A 14,515-nucleotide genomic window follows, 5' to 3' on the forward strand; every position below is an offset into this window, starting at 1 on the left:
ACGACTTCCCTGCGCCGTCCGGAACCCCCATTCCGACTGGACACTTGATACAGCGGTCCGTCCTGCGCTGTCAAGAAACTTTCGCGCACTTTCTCTCATGCTCTCTGTCCTGCATGAGAAATTCACGATGCGCCCGCCCAGGTCAGCCGTGCCACCGTCGAGCTCGACGACGAACTCGAGGCCTGGCGCACGCGCCCGATCGGCGAGGTGCGCTATCCGCGCTTGGCAGCTTCGCACCATTTGGGGTAATGCAACACCGTGTCTGTAAATTGGTCGGAGTGGGGGTGGCGACGCATTGAGGAATTGGGTGGATGAAGGGATCCGGAGAGGGCGGGTCAAGCGGCTTGGTGGTTGAGATAGACGCGTCCGGTGGTCCACTCCTCGTCGATCTCGGCAAGGATCGCGGTGACGAGTCGGAGCAGGGATGCGTCGTTGGGAAAGAGACCGGCGACGCGGGTTCGTCGCTTGATCTCACGATTGAGACGTTCCTGGGCGTTGGTGGTGCGGAGTCGGCGGCGAAGATAGGGCGAGAGGGTGAAGACGGTCATCGATTCTGGCGCACTCGCCTCGAGCCACGCGGCGAGCTGGGGCGCCTCGATCTTCCATCGTTCGACCATCGCGCGGAGGCGGCGGTCGGCCTCGTCGCGGTCGGCGGCGTTGAGGATGGTCTTGAGCTCCTGCGCGACCTCGTTGCGCTGACCGATCTTCGGCACGTAGGCCATGGCGTTGCGCATCAGGTGGAACTGGCAGCGCTGCCAGGGGATTCCGGTGAGCACCGCCTCTCGTGCGGCGCGGAGTCCCTCGTGATCGTCGCTGACGACGAGGCGGACGCCGTGCATGCCGCGTTCAAGCAGCGAGCGGAGAAACGCGCGCCAGTGGACCTCGGCCTCGCTTCGGGCGACACTGACCCCGAGAATCGTGCGTCGGCCATCGGCGAGGACGCCGGTCGCGACGAGGACGGCGGTCGAGATCACGGTGCCGGCGTGTCGCACCTTCTCGTAGCGAGCATCGAGGATGAGATAGCGCACCTCACCGATCGGGCGCGTGCGCCAGGCCTCGAGTTCGTCGTCGAGCTCGGCGGTGGCACGGCTGACCTGGGCGCTCGAGATCTCGAGCCCGCAGAGTTCCTCGAGCACGGCGGTGACGCGTCGGGTCGAGACGCCCTGGACGTACATCTCGGCGAGGGCGCAGAGCAGGGCGCGTTCCGACCGCACGCCCCGCTCGAGCGCCGAGGGATAGAAGTCGATGCCGCGCGTCTTGGGCACCTGCACGGTGAGCGTGCCGACGCGGGTCTTGAGCGACTTGGGCTTGAAGCCGTTCGCGTGCCCGCGGCGTTCCGGGGTGCGTTCATGGGGACGGGCGCCGAGCACCTGCTCGCGCTCGGTGCGCATGGCGATGTTGAGCAGCGTGGAGAAGGCCTGCTGCATGCTGTCGGTGCCGTGTTCGGCGATGAGTGTCACGACGTCGTCGAGTTCGCTACGATCCGATCGGTGGGTCATCTTCAAGCTCCTTGTGTTGCTAGACACCAAGAGCCAGATGACCCTGGCCTGCCCCCCAAAATCTGATCCATCGGCTATGAGAGTTCCGTCGGACCCCGGTCGGGTCCAGGAGACTCTCAAGGATGAAACGGACGAGACATACGCCGGAGCAGATCATCGTGAAGCTGCGTGAGGCAGACGCGATGCTGGCGGCCGGCAAGACGATCGGGCAGGTCGTGCAGTCGCTGGGCGTGAGCGAGCAGACATTCCACCGCTGGCGGAACCAGTACGGCGGGATGAAGGTCGACGAGGCGCGGCGGCTGAAGGAGCTGGAGATCGAGAACGGGGACCTCTGAACAATCTCGATGAAGCCGGGCCTTTCAGATAACCGTGAGCCGCTCGGCCGCGAAGTGTTCCCGTGTTCGGCGATGATGCCGACCAGCGAGGATCACGATGGCACAGCGAGTCAACGCGGAGTTCGGTCTGGTCGACGGCATGACGGCGGACCTCGGAGGACCGAGGACGGCGAGGCTGCTCGACCGTCTCGACAAGTCGGTGTCGTGGAAGGAACTCGTTGCGCCGATCGCGAAGTTGCCGGAGTACCGCGAGAAGCGCGGCGTCGGCCGTCCGGCTTGGCAGCCGGAGACGATGCTTCGGGCCCTGCTTCTCGCGAAGTGGTTCAACCTGAGCGATCCGCAGCTCGAGGAGTGCCTGAAGGATCGCCTCTCGTTCCGTCGCTTCGTCGGGCTGAGCCTGACCGACGCGACGCCGGACGAGACGACCTTCGTGGTCTTCCGGCGCAGGCTTCGCGACGCGGGGCTCGATCGGACGATCTTCGACGCGACGCTGGCGCAGCTCGAGAAGCGCGGGCTGCTGGTAAAGGAAGGAACGCTGGTGGATGCAACGATCATCGAGCAGTCGCGCGGATCGCATCGGGACGACGGCACGAGCACGCGCGACCCGGAGGCGAGCTTCACGAAGAAGTCGGGCCAGACGCACTTCGGCTTCAAGGGTCACATCGCCGCGGACCGTTCGAGTCTGGTGACGGACTTCCGCTTCAGCGACGCGGCGCCGCACGACAGCAACTTCATCGACGAGCTGACGGAGGACGAGACGAGCATGGTGGTTGCGGACACGGCGTACCGCAGCGAGGAGCGGGAGCGGAAGCTGCTCGCCCGCGGCGTGACGCCGGTGATCGCGTTCAAGCGGCAGCGTGGAGAGAAGGAGCTCGCGAAGGAGCTTCGCGTCTTCAACCGGATCGTGGCCTCGCTGCGTGCCGTGGTCGAGCATCCCTTTGCCTGGATGAAACGGACGGGCTACCGCCGAGTGCGGTATCGAGGCCTGCGACGGAACGCGTTCGACTTCGCGTTGCACCTGGTGGCCTACAACTGGAGACGGAGTTTGAGCCTCGCAAGGGCGTAGGCGAGGGCCCCGCACGGCCTCCCGAGTCGCTTCGAGCGGCCCGGTGGAGCCCGAGGCCGTCGTGTCATTACTCACTTGAGAGCCGATCAACCGCATACATTGCCGTTCATGCTCATTTGTTCAGGTGTCCCAACGGTCGGTTGAAGAAGCTCGTGGCCGAGCAGGCGATCGACATCTCGATCCTGAAGGAGGCCAACGACTATCTGGGAAAACCGCATCGCCCGCGCGGCGGAGGTGCGTCGTGACGCACGTGCGGGCGAGGCTGGAGCAGCCGGAGCGCCGTGTCTGTCGGGTGTTGGGTCAGGCGCGCTCGACGCAGCGCTACCGTGCGCTTGCGCGGGATGGCGATGAGGCGCTCGTGCGCCGCATCCACGAGCTCGTGCGACATCATCCCCGGCGGGGATACCGGCTGATCTGGGGCATGCTTCGACTGGAGGGCTGGCGCGTCAACTGCAAGCGGATCGAGCGCCTCTGGCGTCAGGAAGGCCTGAAAGTGCCTGCGAAACAGCACAAGCGCACGCGTCTGGGTCAGAGCGACAATGGAATCGTGCGTCATCGGTCGTTACGGGTGAACCACATCTGGTGCGTGGATTTCATCCACGATCGGGATGACCGTGGTCGGGCATTGAAGTGGCTGAGCGTGGTGGACGAGTTCACGCGCGAGTGCGTTGCGCTGGAGGTGCGCCGGTCGATGACGGCGGCGGGCGTGGCCGAGGTTCTGATTGACCTGTTCACCACGCGCGGCGTGCCGGGTCACATCCGCAGCGACAACGGTCCGGAGTTCATTGCCGCGACGATCCGTCGCTTGGCGGACCTGACGGGGACGGAGACCCTGTACATTGCACCCGGCAGTCCGTGGGAGAACGGCTACGCAGAGAGCTTCCATTCGTGTCTTCGCGACGAACTGCTCAACGCGGAGGTGTTCACCGACGTGGCGGACGCGCGTTCGCAGGCGTCGTCATGGCGCGAGGAGTACAACCATCAAAGGCCGCACTCGTCGCTGGGGTACGTACCCCCGGCGAAGTTCGCCGCGGGGCTGGCCGGTCCGGAGGGAGGGGCGCAGCCCCGACCGGAGGACCGGCCAGCCCCGCGAATCATCGGACAGCACCAACTCTCATAGGCCCTGGTACAGAATTTTGGGGCAGGCCAACCCGCCCTTTCACGATTCTTCAACCGGCCTCGCTCCGTCACACGCTCGCGGCCGATTTACAGACGAAACGGTACACGCCCGCGCTCACCCGCGATCCCCACAGCGCCTCCGTGATGTCCTCCACCCGACGCATGCTCACGCCCGCCAGGTACATCTCCACCAGCGCCTCCTCCACCGAGCTCTCCCGACGACGATACCGCTCGATGATCATCGACTCGAGCGGCAGCTTTCGAAGCCGCGGAACCTTGAGCTTCACCGAGCCCGCCTTCGTCTCCAGCGTCCGCTCGTAGCTCCCCGCTCGCGTGTCCAGACGATCCGGCGAACGCTCGTACCGACCAGCCCCGCACGCCTGGTCCGCCTCCACCTCCAGCATCGCGTTCAGAGTCTGCTCGACCGTCGAACGCACCATCTCGTCCAGATGGCTTCGCACCTTCTCCGCGTCCACCGTCACCGCCGCTTTCAACGACTCCGTCGCGCACTCCGCGACTTCCGTCGATCCGCTCGCTACGCTGTCCATGCAGCTCTCCTCTGGAAAGGGGTTGTTCCAACACACCAACACCTTCCAGCGCGGGAGCTGCTTTTTCAAATCTGCGCAATCTTCCGAACCTTACCTCCATTGCTCATGCAGCGGATCGAATGCACCAGAGGTCGGCGTTCACCCAGCCCATGACAACGCGGCCCGCCCACTTTGGCGGACGGGCCGCGCGTCGGTTCATGGGCCTGTGACCTCAGTTCAGGCAGATGCCCCAAGCCCCAAGGAGGATCGCCAGATCGGCACCGTTCACCGTGCCGTCGCCATTCAGATCCGCGGTTCCGCTGCCGCCCCACTGGCCGAGCAGGATGGCGAGGTCGGCGCCATCGGTGACACCATTGCCATCAAGGTCAGTGATGCATCCGGAGATCATCTTGACATGCACTGCGGTGTAGTCATGGAAGGTGCGATCCGTGGTCCGCTGCGCGCGGACGAGGTAGCGCACCACGCCGTCCGGCCCGACGAAGTTGCCGATGTTCTCACGGATGTAGGCGTTGAGCACACCGTCACTGTTCCCGGCGAAGCTGTCGGCAAAGCGATTCTGCCCGACCAGATTGCCTCCATCACCCCAGTTGTTCTTGGAGTAATCCCAGACATAGAGCTCAACCTGGGTGCAGCGATCGGCGTAGCCCTCCCAGAGAATCCGCAGTTCATCGATCTGCTGCGGGTGCTCCTGGATGGCGAAGCGGAAGACATGGGTCGACCGATTCCCGGTGCTGATCGTGGGAGACTGGAAGCGATTGGGATCAGTGTTGCCGCCGTTGGCATCGGACGCCGCCAACGCGGCGTAGTTCGCCGTCGTGAGGCCAAGCGTGACTGGCAGAAGGTTGCCGTTGATGGTCGGGCTCCAGTTACTGGTCTGGTGACCCGTGGCAAAGTGCTGCGAGCCTGCACCGCTCCCGAAGTTGTAGACCTTCAGCGTGCCCGGGGCGTGGCGATATGGCTTGCTCACAGCGGCGACGGTCGCACCACCGACGCTTCGGACCACGACCTGCACGCGGGCGAACTGGCTGTTGCCAGCCGGAACAGTCCACTCGAACGACCCGCTGTCAGGGAGACCGCTGGCGATGGTGCTCCAGGTGACACCGTTGTCGAGGGAGTAGAGGAGGTCCACATCGGCGAGCGCCCGATTGTTCGTGTCCGTCGCATTCCAGCGAATCGTCTCGGTGGTTCCTGAGAGCCACACCTCGCCGCCCGCCGGAGCGATGACATGCGCCGACGGCATCGAGTCGACATACCTCGGGACCTGCTTCACGATGCAGTGGATGGCGCCCGACGCACCGATGATGCTGCTGCACTGAATCGGGATGATCTCGACGCCCGGACCGGCCGCTGCCTGCCACTTCGCCATCGCATCGGCATCGCGCGTGTTGTAGGCAGAGTTCCCGCCCGGAACGATCGCCGTTCCATAGACGGGAACGAAGATCCGGTTGTTCACCCGGAAGGCATTCGCGTAGGTGAAGTGCGTGCCGCCCGCGTTCCACGCCTGAGGTCGATGCACGGTGAACCCGAGGTTCTGCATGTAGGTGACCGCGTTGTTCGTGATGTTGATCGCGCTCGCGTTCGAGCCGGGGATGAACTGCGAGATGATCACATTCTGCTCATCGACGATGTACATCCACATGTCGATGTGCCCCGTGCCGTCAACGGTGGTGGGGAGCTGCGGCAGAACATGCAGCGTGTCGACACCTTGGAATCGGCCGTAGAACTCCTTGATCAAGTCGAGATTGAAGCCCTGACTCGCGGGATTGTCGAGGTTGATCAGGGCCGTCACGAAGGCCTCGCGGTTCGGGCCCATCATGAAGTTGCCGCCGGAGTAATAGAGCCCGATGTCATAGGTCGGCACGATGAAGTTGTCTCGGCCGACCAGGGTGGGAATGAAGTTGTCGAACTTCCGTTGCGGGTAGTAGTGGCTGTCGACGATGGCCTTGGTGCCCTCCTGCCAGATGAAGTGCGGGCCATAGTCGCGCATCCAGATCGAGTCGGTCGGCTGGATGATGAAGACGACCTTGCTGAGGTCGGCTCCATCCGAGGCAAACGCTGCCGCTGCGGAGTTCGCCACCGCCTGACTCGCAACAACCACATACGCGATGTCATCGTGGGCCGGGTCTTGGGTGAGCGCCTTGACGCACGCCCGCACCACGCTCGGCCACGCCCCGGTGCTATACCTGAAAATGACTCCTCGCACCGGGTCGTACTCGGGCGGAGAGACGATCAGTCCGGTGTCAGGAGCAGCCGCGATACCGGTTGAGATCGCATACGGGATCAAGCTCTGATTGGGATCGAATGGGGTGCCGCCCTCGCGAACACGCGTCAGAGGCGGATCGGCTTCCTTGAAGGTCCGCCCATCGTCGGCGTGTGAAGTGAGGCTCAGTGAGACGAATGCGCTGCCCAACAGCGCCACGACTGCTCTGGATGGATGCATCGATACTCCTGCGGAGAACTTCGACAAAGGAAAGGACATGGACCCCGGATCGTCCGGACCGCGGCCACGCACCAACGGTCTCTCCTGACTGCCGATCAGGAGAGGCAAAACCGTGTAGGTGCGTTATTCGCCGTTGTTGTTCGGACCGATGCGACTTTCGCAGCCCTTCGCGCTCAATCGCGCCCGAGCGAGGGCCGAGAAGTGCCTGCGCTGCAAGAGACCTTGACCGCGAACGAGAGCAGACTGCGTGAGTTTTCGTCCTGATCGCTGAAGGCCTCAGGAAATCGAGCGCTGAATCGCCTCGAGCGTGCGATCGATCTCAGCCTCGGTGTTGTAGTGCACGGCGCTGATCCGGATCACGCCCTCTGACGGATCGATGCCAAGCGCCTCGCAGAGCCTGTGCGAGTACATGTGACCGTTGCGAATAGCCACTCCAAGAGCGTGGACCTTGGCGACCACCTCCGAGCTGCGCTGCTGTGAGTGACGCAAGCTGACCGTCGGCACGCGCTCGCGCCCTGCGCCGCTCGGTCCGACGATCTCGATGCCGGCCATCGACTCGAGTCCGGACATCAGGCGCTCGGTGAGAGGCGCTTCGAGGTCCATCGTCGCCTGCATCGCGCGCTCGATCGTGGGTCGATCAAGAACGGGAGAGGTCATCGTCGAGAGCGTGTCGGCCCAGTCCGATGGTGCCGCGGCCTTCGGAGGCGCAGGACGCGCGCCTGTTGAACCTGCCAGAAAGGCGAGATAGGGCCTCAATCCGAGGACCCCGGCGCAGCTCTCGTGGGGCACACCGCCCAGTTCGAACTTGGCAGGAACCGTGCTCTTTGGAATGAAGAAGTGGCCGGGGCCGGTCAACTCATCGATCGCCTCGTGGCGCCCGAAGAGGGTCGCCATGTGTGGACCGAAGACCTTGTAGTTCGAGAAGACATACCAGTCGCACCCCCACGCCGAGACATCGATCGCGCGGTGTGGAGCGAAGGCCACTCCGTCGACGATCGTTCGTGCGCCCACGGCCTTCGCACGGCGGGCGACTTCGGCGATGTCCACCACACCGCCGAGCAGGTTCGAGACATGGTGCACGCAGACGAGGCGCGTGCGCCGCGACAGGAGCGTGTCCAGCGCATCGAGCGGTGCGCCGTTGGCGGCACCCTGGCAGCGCCACCAGCGGATGATGGCACCCGAGGATTCGAGGGCCACCCACGGCGCAATGTTGGCTTCATGTCCCGCTTCCGCAACCACGATCTCATCACCCGGCCTGATCATCGGCCGCCAGCACTCACCGAGCATTCGCAAGAGAGCGCTGCTTGAGGGCCCCATGATGGCCCGTCCCGCAGTCCCCGCGTTGACGAAGAGCTCCATGAAACGATGGGCGTCATCGACAATGCCCGAAGCGAGATTGGACTCGCGATATCCGGCACCGGGCTGGACATAGCAGGCGTGCATGTAGGCGCGAATCGCTTCGATCACACTCGCGGGCGCCTGCGCGCCACCGGCGTTCTCGAGGAACGCCATCCGACCTGCGAGCGATGGAAATCGAGCTCGCACCTCGTCTCGATCGGGAACGGTCGCGGATTGAGCAACGAGAGGTGTCATGGCGTTGAGGCCTCGTCAGTGGAGGGGCGGGGCGGAGCAGACTTCGCTCTTCTGCCGTCGCCGGAATCCGGTGGCCCGGCGGCTGCTCGATCGGGGCCGTGCAGCAGCGCGGCAGGCACACGGAGGAAGCGGGGGCGGTAGATCTCGACATCGCGGCTCAGGCTGCCGAAGTCGAGCGAATTGATGCAGTAGGAAATGAGTAACTCACCCGGCGCCGAAAGGTGGGGATGCGCCTTCGCGCCATAGGTGATGAGCTTCTCATCATTCGAGGGTTCGGGAACCGTGTAGATCGGGTGGCCATCAGACCATGGGCCCAGCGGAGTGGGCGCTTGGCGCACGAGGATTCGATGTCCGAGCACCGGCTCACCCTGAATCAGCAGCCATCGCCCCCGCTCAGCATCGCCGCGCGCGGGCTCATGGTGGATCGTGAACTCATCGACCACATGATTGATGACGGTGGCTGCCTCGGACTCGCGAGGAGACCAGGACGATCCAGTCCAGAAGCGCCATTCGGAGAAGTCATGCGCCTTCGCCACTTGGACGCGCGCGACCACAGCCTGCTTGTTGAAGGGATTCGAGCCATCGACTCCGAAGATCACCAGACGATCGCCACTCGACTCCGGATCGCGCATCACCACAACACCCCAGGAGATCGTGGGGGCGCCATCCTTCATGCGCCCGCTGTCGCGCGGCTCGAGCGCGTGCTGCACGACGCGCCACGCCTTCGGGGCCTCGCTTGGATTCTCGATGATCGCCACTCGATTGCCGACGAACTTGAAGTTCCACACCTCGCCGGGGGCCGGCTCATCGACCCGCCTCGCAAGGTCGCCGTAGAAGATGAGCAAACGCTCCTCGCCCGCCGGGCCGACCACGATCGCTCCATCGCAGGGCCAGCTCCATCGAGCGCGTCCGCCCGCAGGAGGCACCACAAATCCCGAGGGCTCACCTGGTTCAGGCCGATCGCCGAAGCGAGCCACGGCGGAGCCCGGCGCTGGGGCTTCGCCGCGCGGGGGATCGACGGTCACTGCGGCAACATTGTTCGTCATCCACCACCCTGGCTGGTAGCGGCCATCGACGACGGCGGCGATGCAGGAGTCCCCAAAGAGCCACAGCGTGCGACCACCGGGGAGCGGACAGCTCGCGGCACCATCGCCGCCGCAGAAGCGCTCGGTGTCAGGATCGAAGGCCATGAGCGCCTCGGTCCACGCGGGATCAAGGCGAATCGTTGATTCCCGTAAAGGCTGGGGGGTTGGCACCGCTTCGGCTTGGCCCGGCACCGACCCCACTCCATCGCCGAAGCTGATGGAGGCGGGGAAGATGACCACGACCAGGGCGAGGAGAAGCTTCTGAGCCTGCTGCATGGGCCTCTTCGCCCACGCACGCCATGGACGATGGCGAAAAGCGGGCGACACTCCCCGAACTTGAGGCCGACGGCTCACCACGCTCTCTTCGCGTGGCGCACCGAATCGGCCAACATTCGGCATCGTGGAAACCATGGTGCGGCGAGACCGAAGTGATGGTAACTGGAGGCCTGCGGATATGAACGAGCAATCGGCTTCGATGCTGCGTTTGGGACGACAGGCACGATCGTCTCCATGATCGCCGTTCATTGGCTTGCCTGAACCACGCCGTGCCACGCCGTCCAGTGCCATCCAGGTCGAAGCGTCCAGCCGCCGCGCCCGGCGCGCGGCTCGCAGTGATCTTCGGAGACCAGTTGGATCTCGATGCGCCGCTCCTTCAGCGCCTCGATCCCGATCGTGATCTGATCCTGATGATGGAGGTCGCCGAGGAGTCGCGGCATGTGGCCAGTCACATCCAGCGCACGGTGCTCTTCCTCTCGGCGATGCGTCACTTCGCCGACACCCTGTCTGCTCGTGGGTTTCAAGTGCGCTATGTGACCCTCGATGACCCCGACAACTCGCACCATTTCACGACCGAAGTCGAGCGCGTCATCTCCGAGGTGAGCCCGAACGAGGTGCTCTGCACCTGGCCCGGCGAGTGGCGCATCGTGCGTGAAGTGGAGTCGTGGTCGGAGCGCCTTGGACGACCCGTGACCATCCTGCCGGACGATCACTTCATCACCTCGATCGAGGCGTTCTCCGCGTGGGCGAAGGGGCGTCGCAGCCTGATGATGGAGTTCTTCTATCGCGATCAGCGTCGGCGCACGGGGTACCTCATGCGAGGCAAGCCGCCGCAGCCCGAGGGAGGCACATGGAACTTCGACTCGGAGAATCGCAGGTCGTTTGGAGCGGGTGGGCCTTCTCCGCCGCCGCCGCACCCGCCTGCATTCGCGCGAGACCGCATCACGCGCGAAGTCGTCGCGACCGTGCGCCGGGTGCTGCCCGATCTGCCCGGTCGACTTGATGAGGGTGACACCTTCCGCTGGCCGGTGACGCGAGCCCAGGCGCTCGAAGCCCTCGAGGACTTCATTGCGCATCGGCTGGCGAACTTCGGCCCCTACGAGGATGCGATGTGGACGGCGACGCCGTTCGTCTACCACTCCGTCCTCTCACCTGCACTCAACCTGAAGCTCCTCAACCCGCGCGAGTGCTGTGAGGCCGCCATCCGCGCGTACGAGCGGGGCGATGCGCCTCTCCAGTCAGTCGAGGCGTTCGTGCGCCAGCTCATCGGATGGCGCGAGTTCGTTCGGGGCATCTACTGGCTGGAGGGGCCGGAGTATGCACAGCGCAACGGTCTCGGCGCGCATGGGCGCCTGCCCGATTTCTACTGGAGCGGTGAGACCGACATGGCGTGCATGCGCGAGTGCCTATCGCAGGTGATCGAAGGCGCCTACGGCCACCACATTCAGCGGCTCATGGTGACCGGCAACTTCGCGCTCCTGAGCGGGGTGCATCCCAAGGCGGTCAGTGACTGGTACCTCGGCATGTTCGCTGACGGTATCGATTGGGTGACACTGCCGAACACCCTCGGCATGGTCATGCATGCGGATCGACGCCAGGATGCAGCCGCGGGTGTGACGGGGCTCGTCGGAACGAAGCCATACTCCGCCAGCGGGAAGTACATCGAGCGCATGAGCAACTACTGCGACCACTGCCGCTACGACCCGGCGCATCGCACCGGGCCGACGGCGTGCCCCTTCACGGTCCTCTATTGGGACTTCCTCATCCGGCACCGCGATCAACTGTCAGCCAACCCACGCATGCGGATGATGTTCCGGAGTGTCGATGCCATGTCGACAAAGACCAAGGCTCAGCTCACCATCGACGCCCGGGCGCTGCGACAGCGTCTTGGGGTGGAGTCCACCTGATCGAACTCCGCCGGTCCCCGTGGGGACGATGGCGTCCCTGTGCCACGCAGCGTGCGTTTCCACTTGCGACGCACCGGAGGGTAGGGCCGTAAGATCCCGACCCGTCAGCCGGGCCAACTGCCGGTCAGTCAGAGGAGCCAGTCATGCTCGATTCAATGGAGATCATTGTTCTGCCCGTGGCGCTGATCGCCGTACTCATGATCTGCGTGGAGATCGGGTACCGATCCGGGGCGCGCCACCGAGCCGACAACGATCCCAGCGCGCCTGCTCAGGTCGGCGCCATCCAGGGCGCGTTGCTCGGCCTGCTCGGCCTCCTGATCGCGTTCAGCTTTGCGGCGGCCGCGCAGCGCTTCATCGATCGCCAGGACCTGATCACGATGGATGCGAACGCCATCGGAACGGCCTTTCTTCGAGCCGAGCTGCTCGAGGAGCCGATGCGATACGACCTCCAGGTGGCGCTGCGGGACTATCGGGACAGTCGACTTCGGGTGCCGAAGATGATCGTCGAGGGAAGGATCGTCGAGGCCCTCGCGGAGTCGGACGCAATGCACTCGCGCATCTGGAACGCGGCCATTCAAGGTGTCAGGTCGAATCCCGAGTATGCCGTGGTCGTCCTCGACCCGGTGAACGAACTCATCGACCTCCAGACGACCAGACTGTCAGCCGGTCGAAAGCGGGTGCCGAAGCTTGTCCTGGGCATTCTGCTGCTCTGCTCCTTCATCGGGTGCGGCCTGATCGGGTTCAGTTGCGGTCTTGCTGGGAGGCGCCGCTGGTTCCTGACCGGCTCCCTTGCGCTGCTCCTGGCGGCCACCATCAATGTGACGCTGGAACTCGATGACTCTCGCTCCGGCCTGCTTCAGCTCAACGACGCGCCACTCATCGACATGAAGATGGAGGTCAGGCCGATCGGCGGGCGCGCCCCCTGACGGTCCGCGCGACCGCGCCGAGGCGTGAGGGTCCGAACGACAGCCGGGCGCCCCCGTGATGGGAGCGCCCGGCGTGAGCGCGTGCGAACAGGATTGAGCTTGAACAACTCAACGACGACGGCGAAGGCCCGCGAGGCCCGCCACACTCAGCAAGGCCACGGCGCCTGGAGCTGGAACGACCGAGCCGTAGAGATTCGTCAGCAGGCGGCTGGGCTGGGACCCCGGGGGGGTGCCGAAGGCGAAGAGGCCATCGAAGCCCGAGTTTGGACCGTTCCAGTTCGACATTCCGAACGCGTTGATCGACGCACCGACCGACGGCGCATTCACGACGCGCCAGCCATTCAGGTTGTTCGTCGCATTGGCGCCCGCGAAACGCATGCCGACCCAGAGCCCCCCGAGGCCGGGATTGGAGATGGTCTCGAGCGCAATCGACTGGTTGACGCCGAGGTTGACGATCTCGGTCACGAAGCCGCCTGATGGCGTCGCGGCGAGGCCGACGGTTCCCAGGTTCGTCACGGTCCCGAGGCCGAAACTGGTTCCATCGAAGGTCATCTCGGCCACGAAGAGCTCGAGATCGACTGCGACCAGGCTCCCCGTTCCATCCGGGCCGCGGCGAACGCCCCAGTCGATGCCCTTCAAGTCGAGCACATTGCCGTTCGTCGTGTCGACGAAGGCGTTTGCCCACATGATGGTGTTCACATTCCCCGGATTGAATCGGTTTCCGGTTTCGGTGGAATTGCCGAAGACAATCACGCTCGCCGTTGCCGACGACACGACGCTGACCGCTGTTGCGGCAAGCACGATTCCGATCATTTCCTTCTTCATCGAACTTCCTTCCCTCTCACGAGTGCGAGACTGATCTCGCCGTTGCGGCGCCGCACTGCATCGCGCCGTCGGCATGGGCCACTGTGTTCAACGACGCCGACGGGCGACAAGCCCGAAGGCCAATGCAAGCAACGCCGCGCTGCCCGGCGCGGGGACAATCACATACTTGAGGAACTCGCCGCTCACGGCAGGGTTGCTCCACCAGTCGGTGGCCTGGTCGGCGCGTGAAAGCAGGTCGACCGTCGTGTCGAAGTCGCCGCCACCCGAGGTGCCGACATCGAACAGCAGCGAGTCACCAAGGCCGAGACCGAGTGCCGCGAGCGAGAAGGTCCAGCTCACGCGATTCAAGCCGATCGCGGACTGATCATTGTCGAAGGTGAAGTCGAGGTTCCAGTTGCCGTCGTAGGACCAGAACTGGCTGTTGGAGTTCGGCGCATCGACCCACGACCCGATGTATCGATCGATCGTCTGCCCGTTGTAGTTGATGGGGCGGTTCCAGCCGTTCCCAGTTGACTGCTGGGCCGAGCCGGTGTTGAAGAAGAAGAGGTACTTGGTCCAGTCCGCGAACCCGCGCGTCTCAACCGTGATGGTGAGATGCGTGTCTGTATTCGAGAGCGTCACCTCGAGAATGTCAAGGTTGGCAAAGCCGTTGTCGAACAGGTCGAAGCTCGAATCGGTGTAGGTCGTCCCCAGCCCCGCCTGGGCCATCGTCGTACCGGCCGTAACAACAAGAGCGGCCATCAAGTGAACACGCGTGGTCATGTCAATCTCACGGAGTCAGTGTGCCGCCGAGTCAGCGCTCCTCGACCATCGAGGAAGCCCGCCGCCCAATGCGCCGAGGTTTCAGACTCCATCTCCTCCGCGACGCAGGCTACAGGCAGCGAAATGTGCCACCA

Annotated in this window: 12 protein-coding genes; 5 read left to right on the forward strand and 7 right to left on the reverse strand. The window is 64.4% G+C overall.

The annotated features are described in order from the left end of the window. Positions 1–335: 335 nt before the first annotated feature. Positions 336–1,499 (reverse strand): IS256 family transposase, encoded by a 1,164-nt coding sequence (locus tag KF724_07000; protein ID MBX3355430.1) that lies wholly within the window; start codon positions 1,497–1,499, stop codon positions 336–338. Between the two features lie 158 nt (positions 1,500–1,657). Here KF724_07000 and KF724_07005 point away from each other — a divergent pair, with 158 nt between their 5' ends. The 3 genes from KF724_07005 to KF724_07015 all read left to right on the forward strand — a co-directional run bounded on the left by KF724_07005 (position 1,658) and on the right by KF724_07015 (position 4,020). Further along, complete coding sequence (locus KF724_07005) at positions 1,658–1,834, forward strand: transposase (GenBank protein MBX3355431.1); 177 nt, start codon at positions 1,658–1,660, stop codon at positions 1,832–1,834. A 97-nt stretch (positions 1,835–1,931) separates the two neighbouring features. Continuing rightward, entirely contained in the window at positions 1,932–2,900 is a 969-nt protein-coding gene (locus KF724_07010) for an IS5 family transposase (GenBank protein MBX3355432.1), read from the forward strand. A gap of 241 nt (positions 2,901–3,141) precedes the next feature. Continuing rightward, positions 3,142–4,020 (forward strand): IS3 family transposase, encoded by an 879-nt coding sequence (locus tag KF724_07015; protein MBX3355433.1) that lies wholly within the window; start codon positions 3,142–3,144, stop codon positions 4,018–4,020. A gap of 67 nt (positions 4,021–4,087) precedes the next feature. Here the strand turns inward: KF724_07015 and KF724_07020 are convergent, their stop codons facing one another. From KF724_07020 to KF724_07035, 4 genes are all read right to left on the reverse strand, one after another. Then, positions 4,088–4,567 carry a transposase gene (locus tag KF724_07020; protein ID MBX3355434.1) on the reverse strand — a complete coding sequence of 160 codons (480 nt, stop codon included), beginning with the start codon at positions 4,565–4,567 and terminating at the stop codon, positions 4,088–4,090. Between the two features lie 211 nt (positions 4,568–4,778). Further along, positions 4,779–7,007, reverse strand: a complete 2,229-nt coding sequence (locus tag KF724_07025; GenBank protein ID MBX3355435.1) for an agmatine deiminase family protein — start codon at positions 7,005–7,007, stop codon at positions 4,779–4,781. 276 nt (positions 7,008–7,283) lie between these two features. Next, on the reverse strand, positions 7,284–8,600 hold the full coding sequence (locus KF724_07030) for an aminotransferase class V-fold PLP-dependent enzyme (protein MBX3355436.1): 1,317 nt from the start codon (positions 8,598–8,600) through the stop codon (positions 7,284–7,286). Continuing rightward, a complete protein-coding gene (locus KF724_07035) occupies positions 8,597–9,961 on the reverse strand; it encodes a DUF4185 domain-containing protein (protein ID MBX3355437.1) in 1,365 nt (454 codons plus the stop codon). The genes KF724_07030 and KF724_07035 overlap by 4 nt, the downstream gene beginning before the upstream one ends. Before the next feature lie 269 nt (positions 9,962–10,230). Here KF724_07035 and KF724_07040 point away from each other — a divergent pair, with 269 nt between their 5' ends. Next, positions 10,231–11,868, forward strand: coding sequence for a cryptochrome/photolyase family protein (locus KF724_07040; GenBank protein MBX3355438.1), 1,638 nt, complete (start codon positions 10,231–10,233; stop codon positions 11,866–11,868). A gap of 143 nt (positions 11,869–12,011) precedes the next feature. Then, on the forward strand, positions 12,012–12,794 hold the full coding sequence (locus tag KF724_07045) for a hypothetical protein (protein ID MBX3355439.1): 783 nt from the start codon (positions 12,012–12,014) through the stop codon (positions 12,792–12,794). A gap of 108 nt (positions 12,795–12,902) precedes the next feature. Here the strand turns inward: KF724_07045 and KF724_07050 are convergent, their stop codons facing one another. Together KF724_07050 and KF724_07055 are read right to left on the reverse strand one after the other, a co-directional pair. Further along, on the reverse strand, positions 12,903–13,619 hold the full coding sequence (locus tag KF724_07050) for a hypothetical protein (protein MBX3355440.1): 717 nt from the start codon (positions 13,617–13,619) through the stop codon (positions 12,903–12,905). 87 nt (positions 13,620–13,706) lie between these two features. Next, positions 13,707–14,381 carry a hypothetical protein gene (locus KF724_07055; GenBank protein ID MBX3355441.1) on the reverse strand — a complete coding sequence of 225 codons (675 nt, stop codon included), beginning with the start codon at positions 14,379–14,381 and terminating at the stop codon, positions 13,707–13,709. Positions 14,382–14,515 lie beyond the last annotated feature (134 nt).

Source organism: Phycisphaeraceae bacterium (assembly GCA_019636735.1).
Lineage (GTDB): Bacteria > Planctomycetota > Phycisphaerae > Phycisphaerales > SM1A02 > VGXK01.

Excerpts from the sequence above, each read along its gene's own strand:
- KF724_07000 (MBX3355430.1), bottom strand. The coding sequence starts at position 1,499 with ATGACCCACCGATCGGATCGTAGCGAACTCGACGACGTCGTGACACTC.
- KF724_07010 (MBX3355432.1), top strand. The coding sequence starts at position 1,932 with ATGGCACAGCGAGTCAACGCGGAGTTCGGTCTGGTCGACGGCATGACG.
- KF724_07020 (MBX3355434.1), bottom strand. The coding sequence starts at position 4,567 with ATGGACAGCGTAGCGAGCGGATCGACGGAAGTCGCGGAGTGCGCGACG.
- KF724_07025 (MBX3355435.1), bottom strand. The coding sequence starts at position 7,007 with ATGCATCCATCCAGAGCAGTCGTGGCGCTGTTGGGCAGCGCATTCGTC.
- KF724_07030 (MBX3355436.1), bottom strand. The coding sequence starts at position 8,600 with ATGACACCTCTCGTTGCTCAATCCGCGACCGTTCCCGATCGAGACGAG.
- KF724_07035 (MBX3355437.1), bottom strand. The coding sequence starts at position 9,961 with ATGCAGCAGGCTCAGAAGCTTCTCCTCGCCCTGGTCGTGGTCATCTTC.
- KF724_07045 (MBX3355439.1), top strand. The coding sequence starts at position 12,012 with ATGCTCGATTCAATGGAGATCATTGTTCTGCCCGTGGCGCTGATCGCC.
- KF724_07050 (MBX3355440.1), bottom strand. The coding sequence starts at position 13,619 with ATGAAGAAGGAAATGATCGGAATCGTGCTTGCCGCAACAGCGGTCAGC.
- KF724_07055 (MBX3355441.1), bottom strand. The coding sequence starts at position 14,381 with ATGACCACGCGTGTTCACTTGATGGCCGCTCTTGTTGTTACGGCCGGT.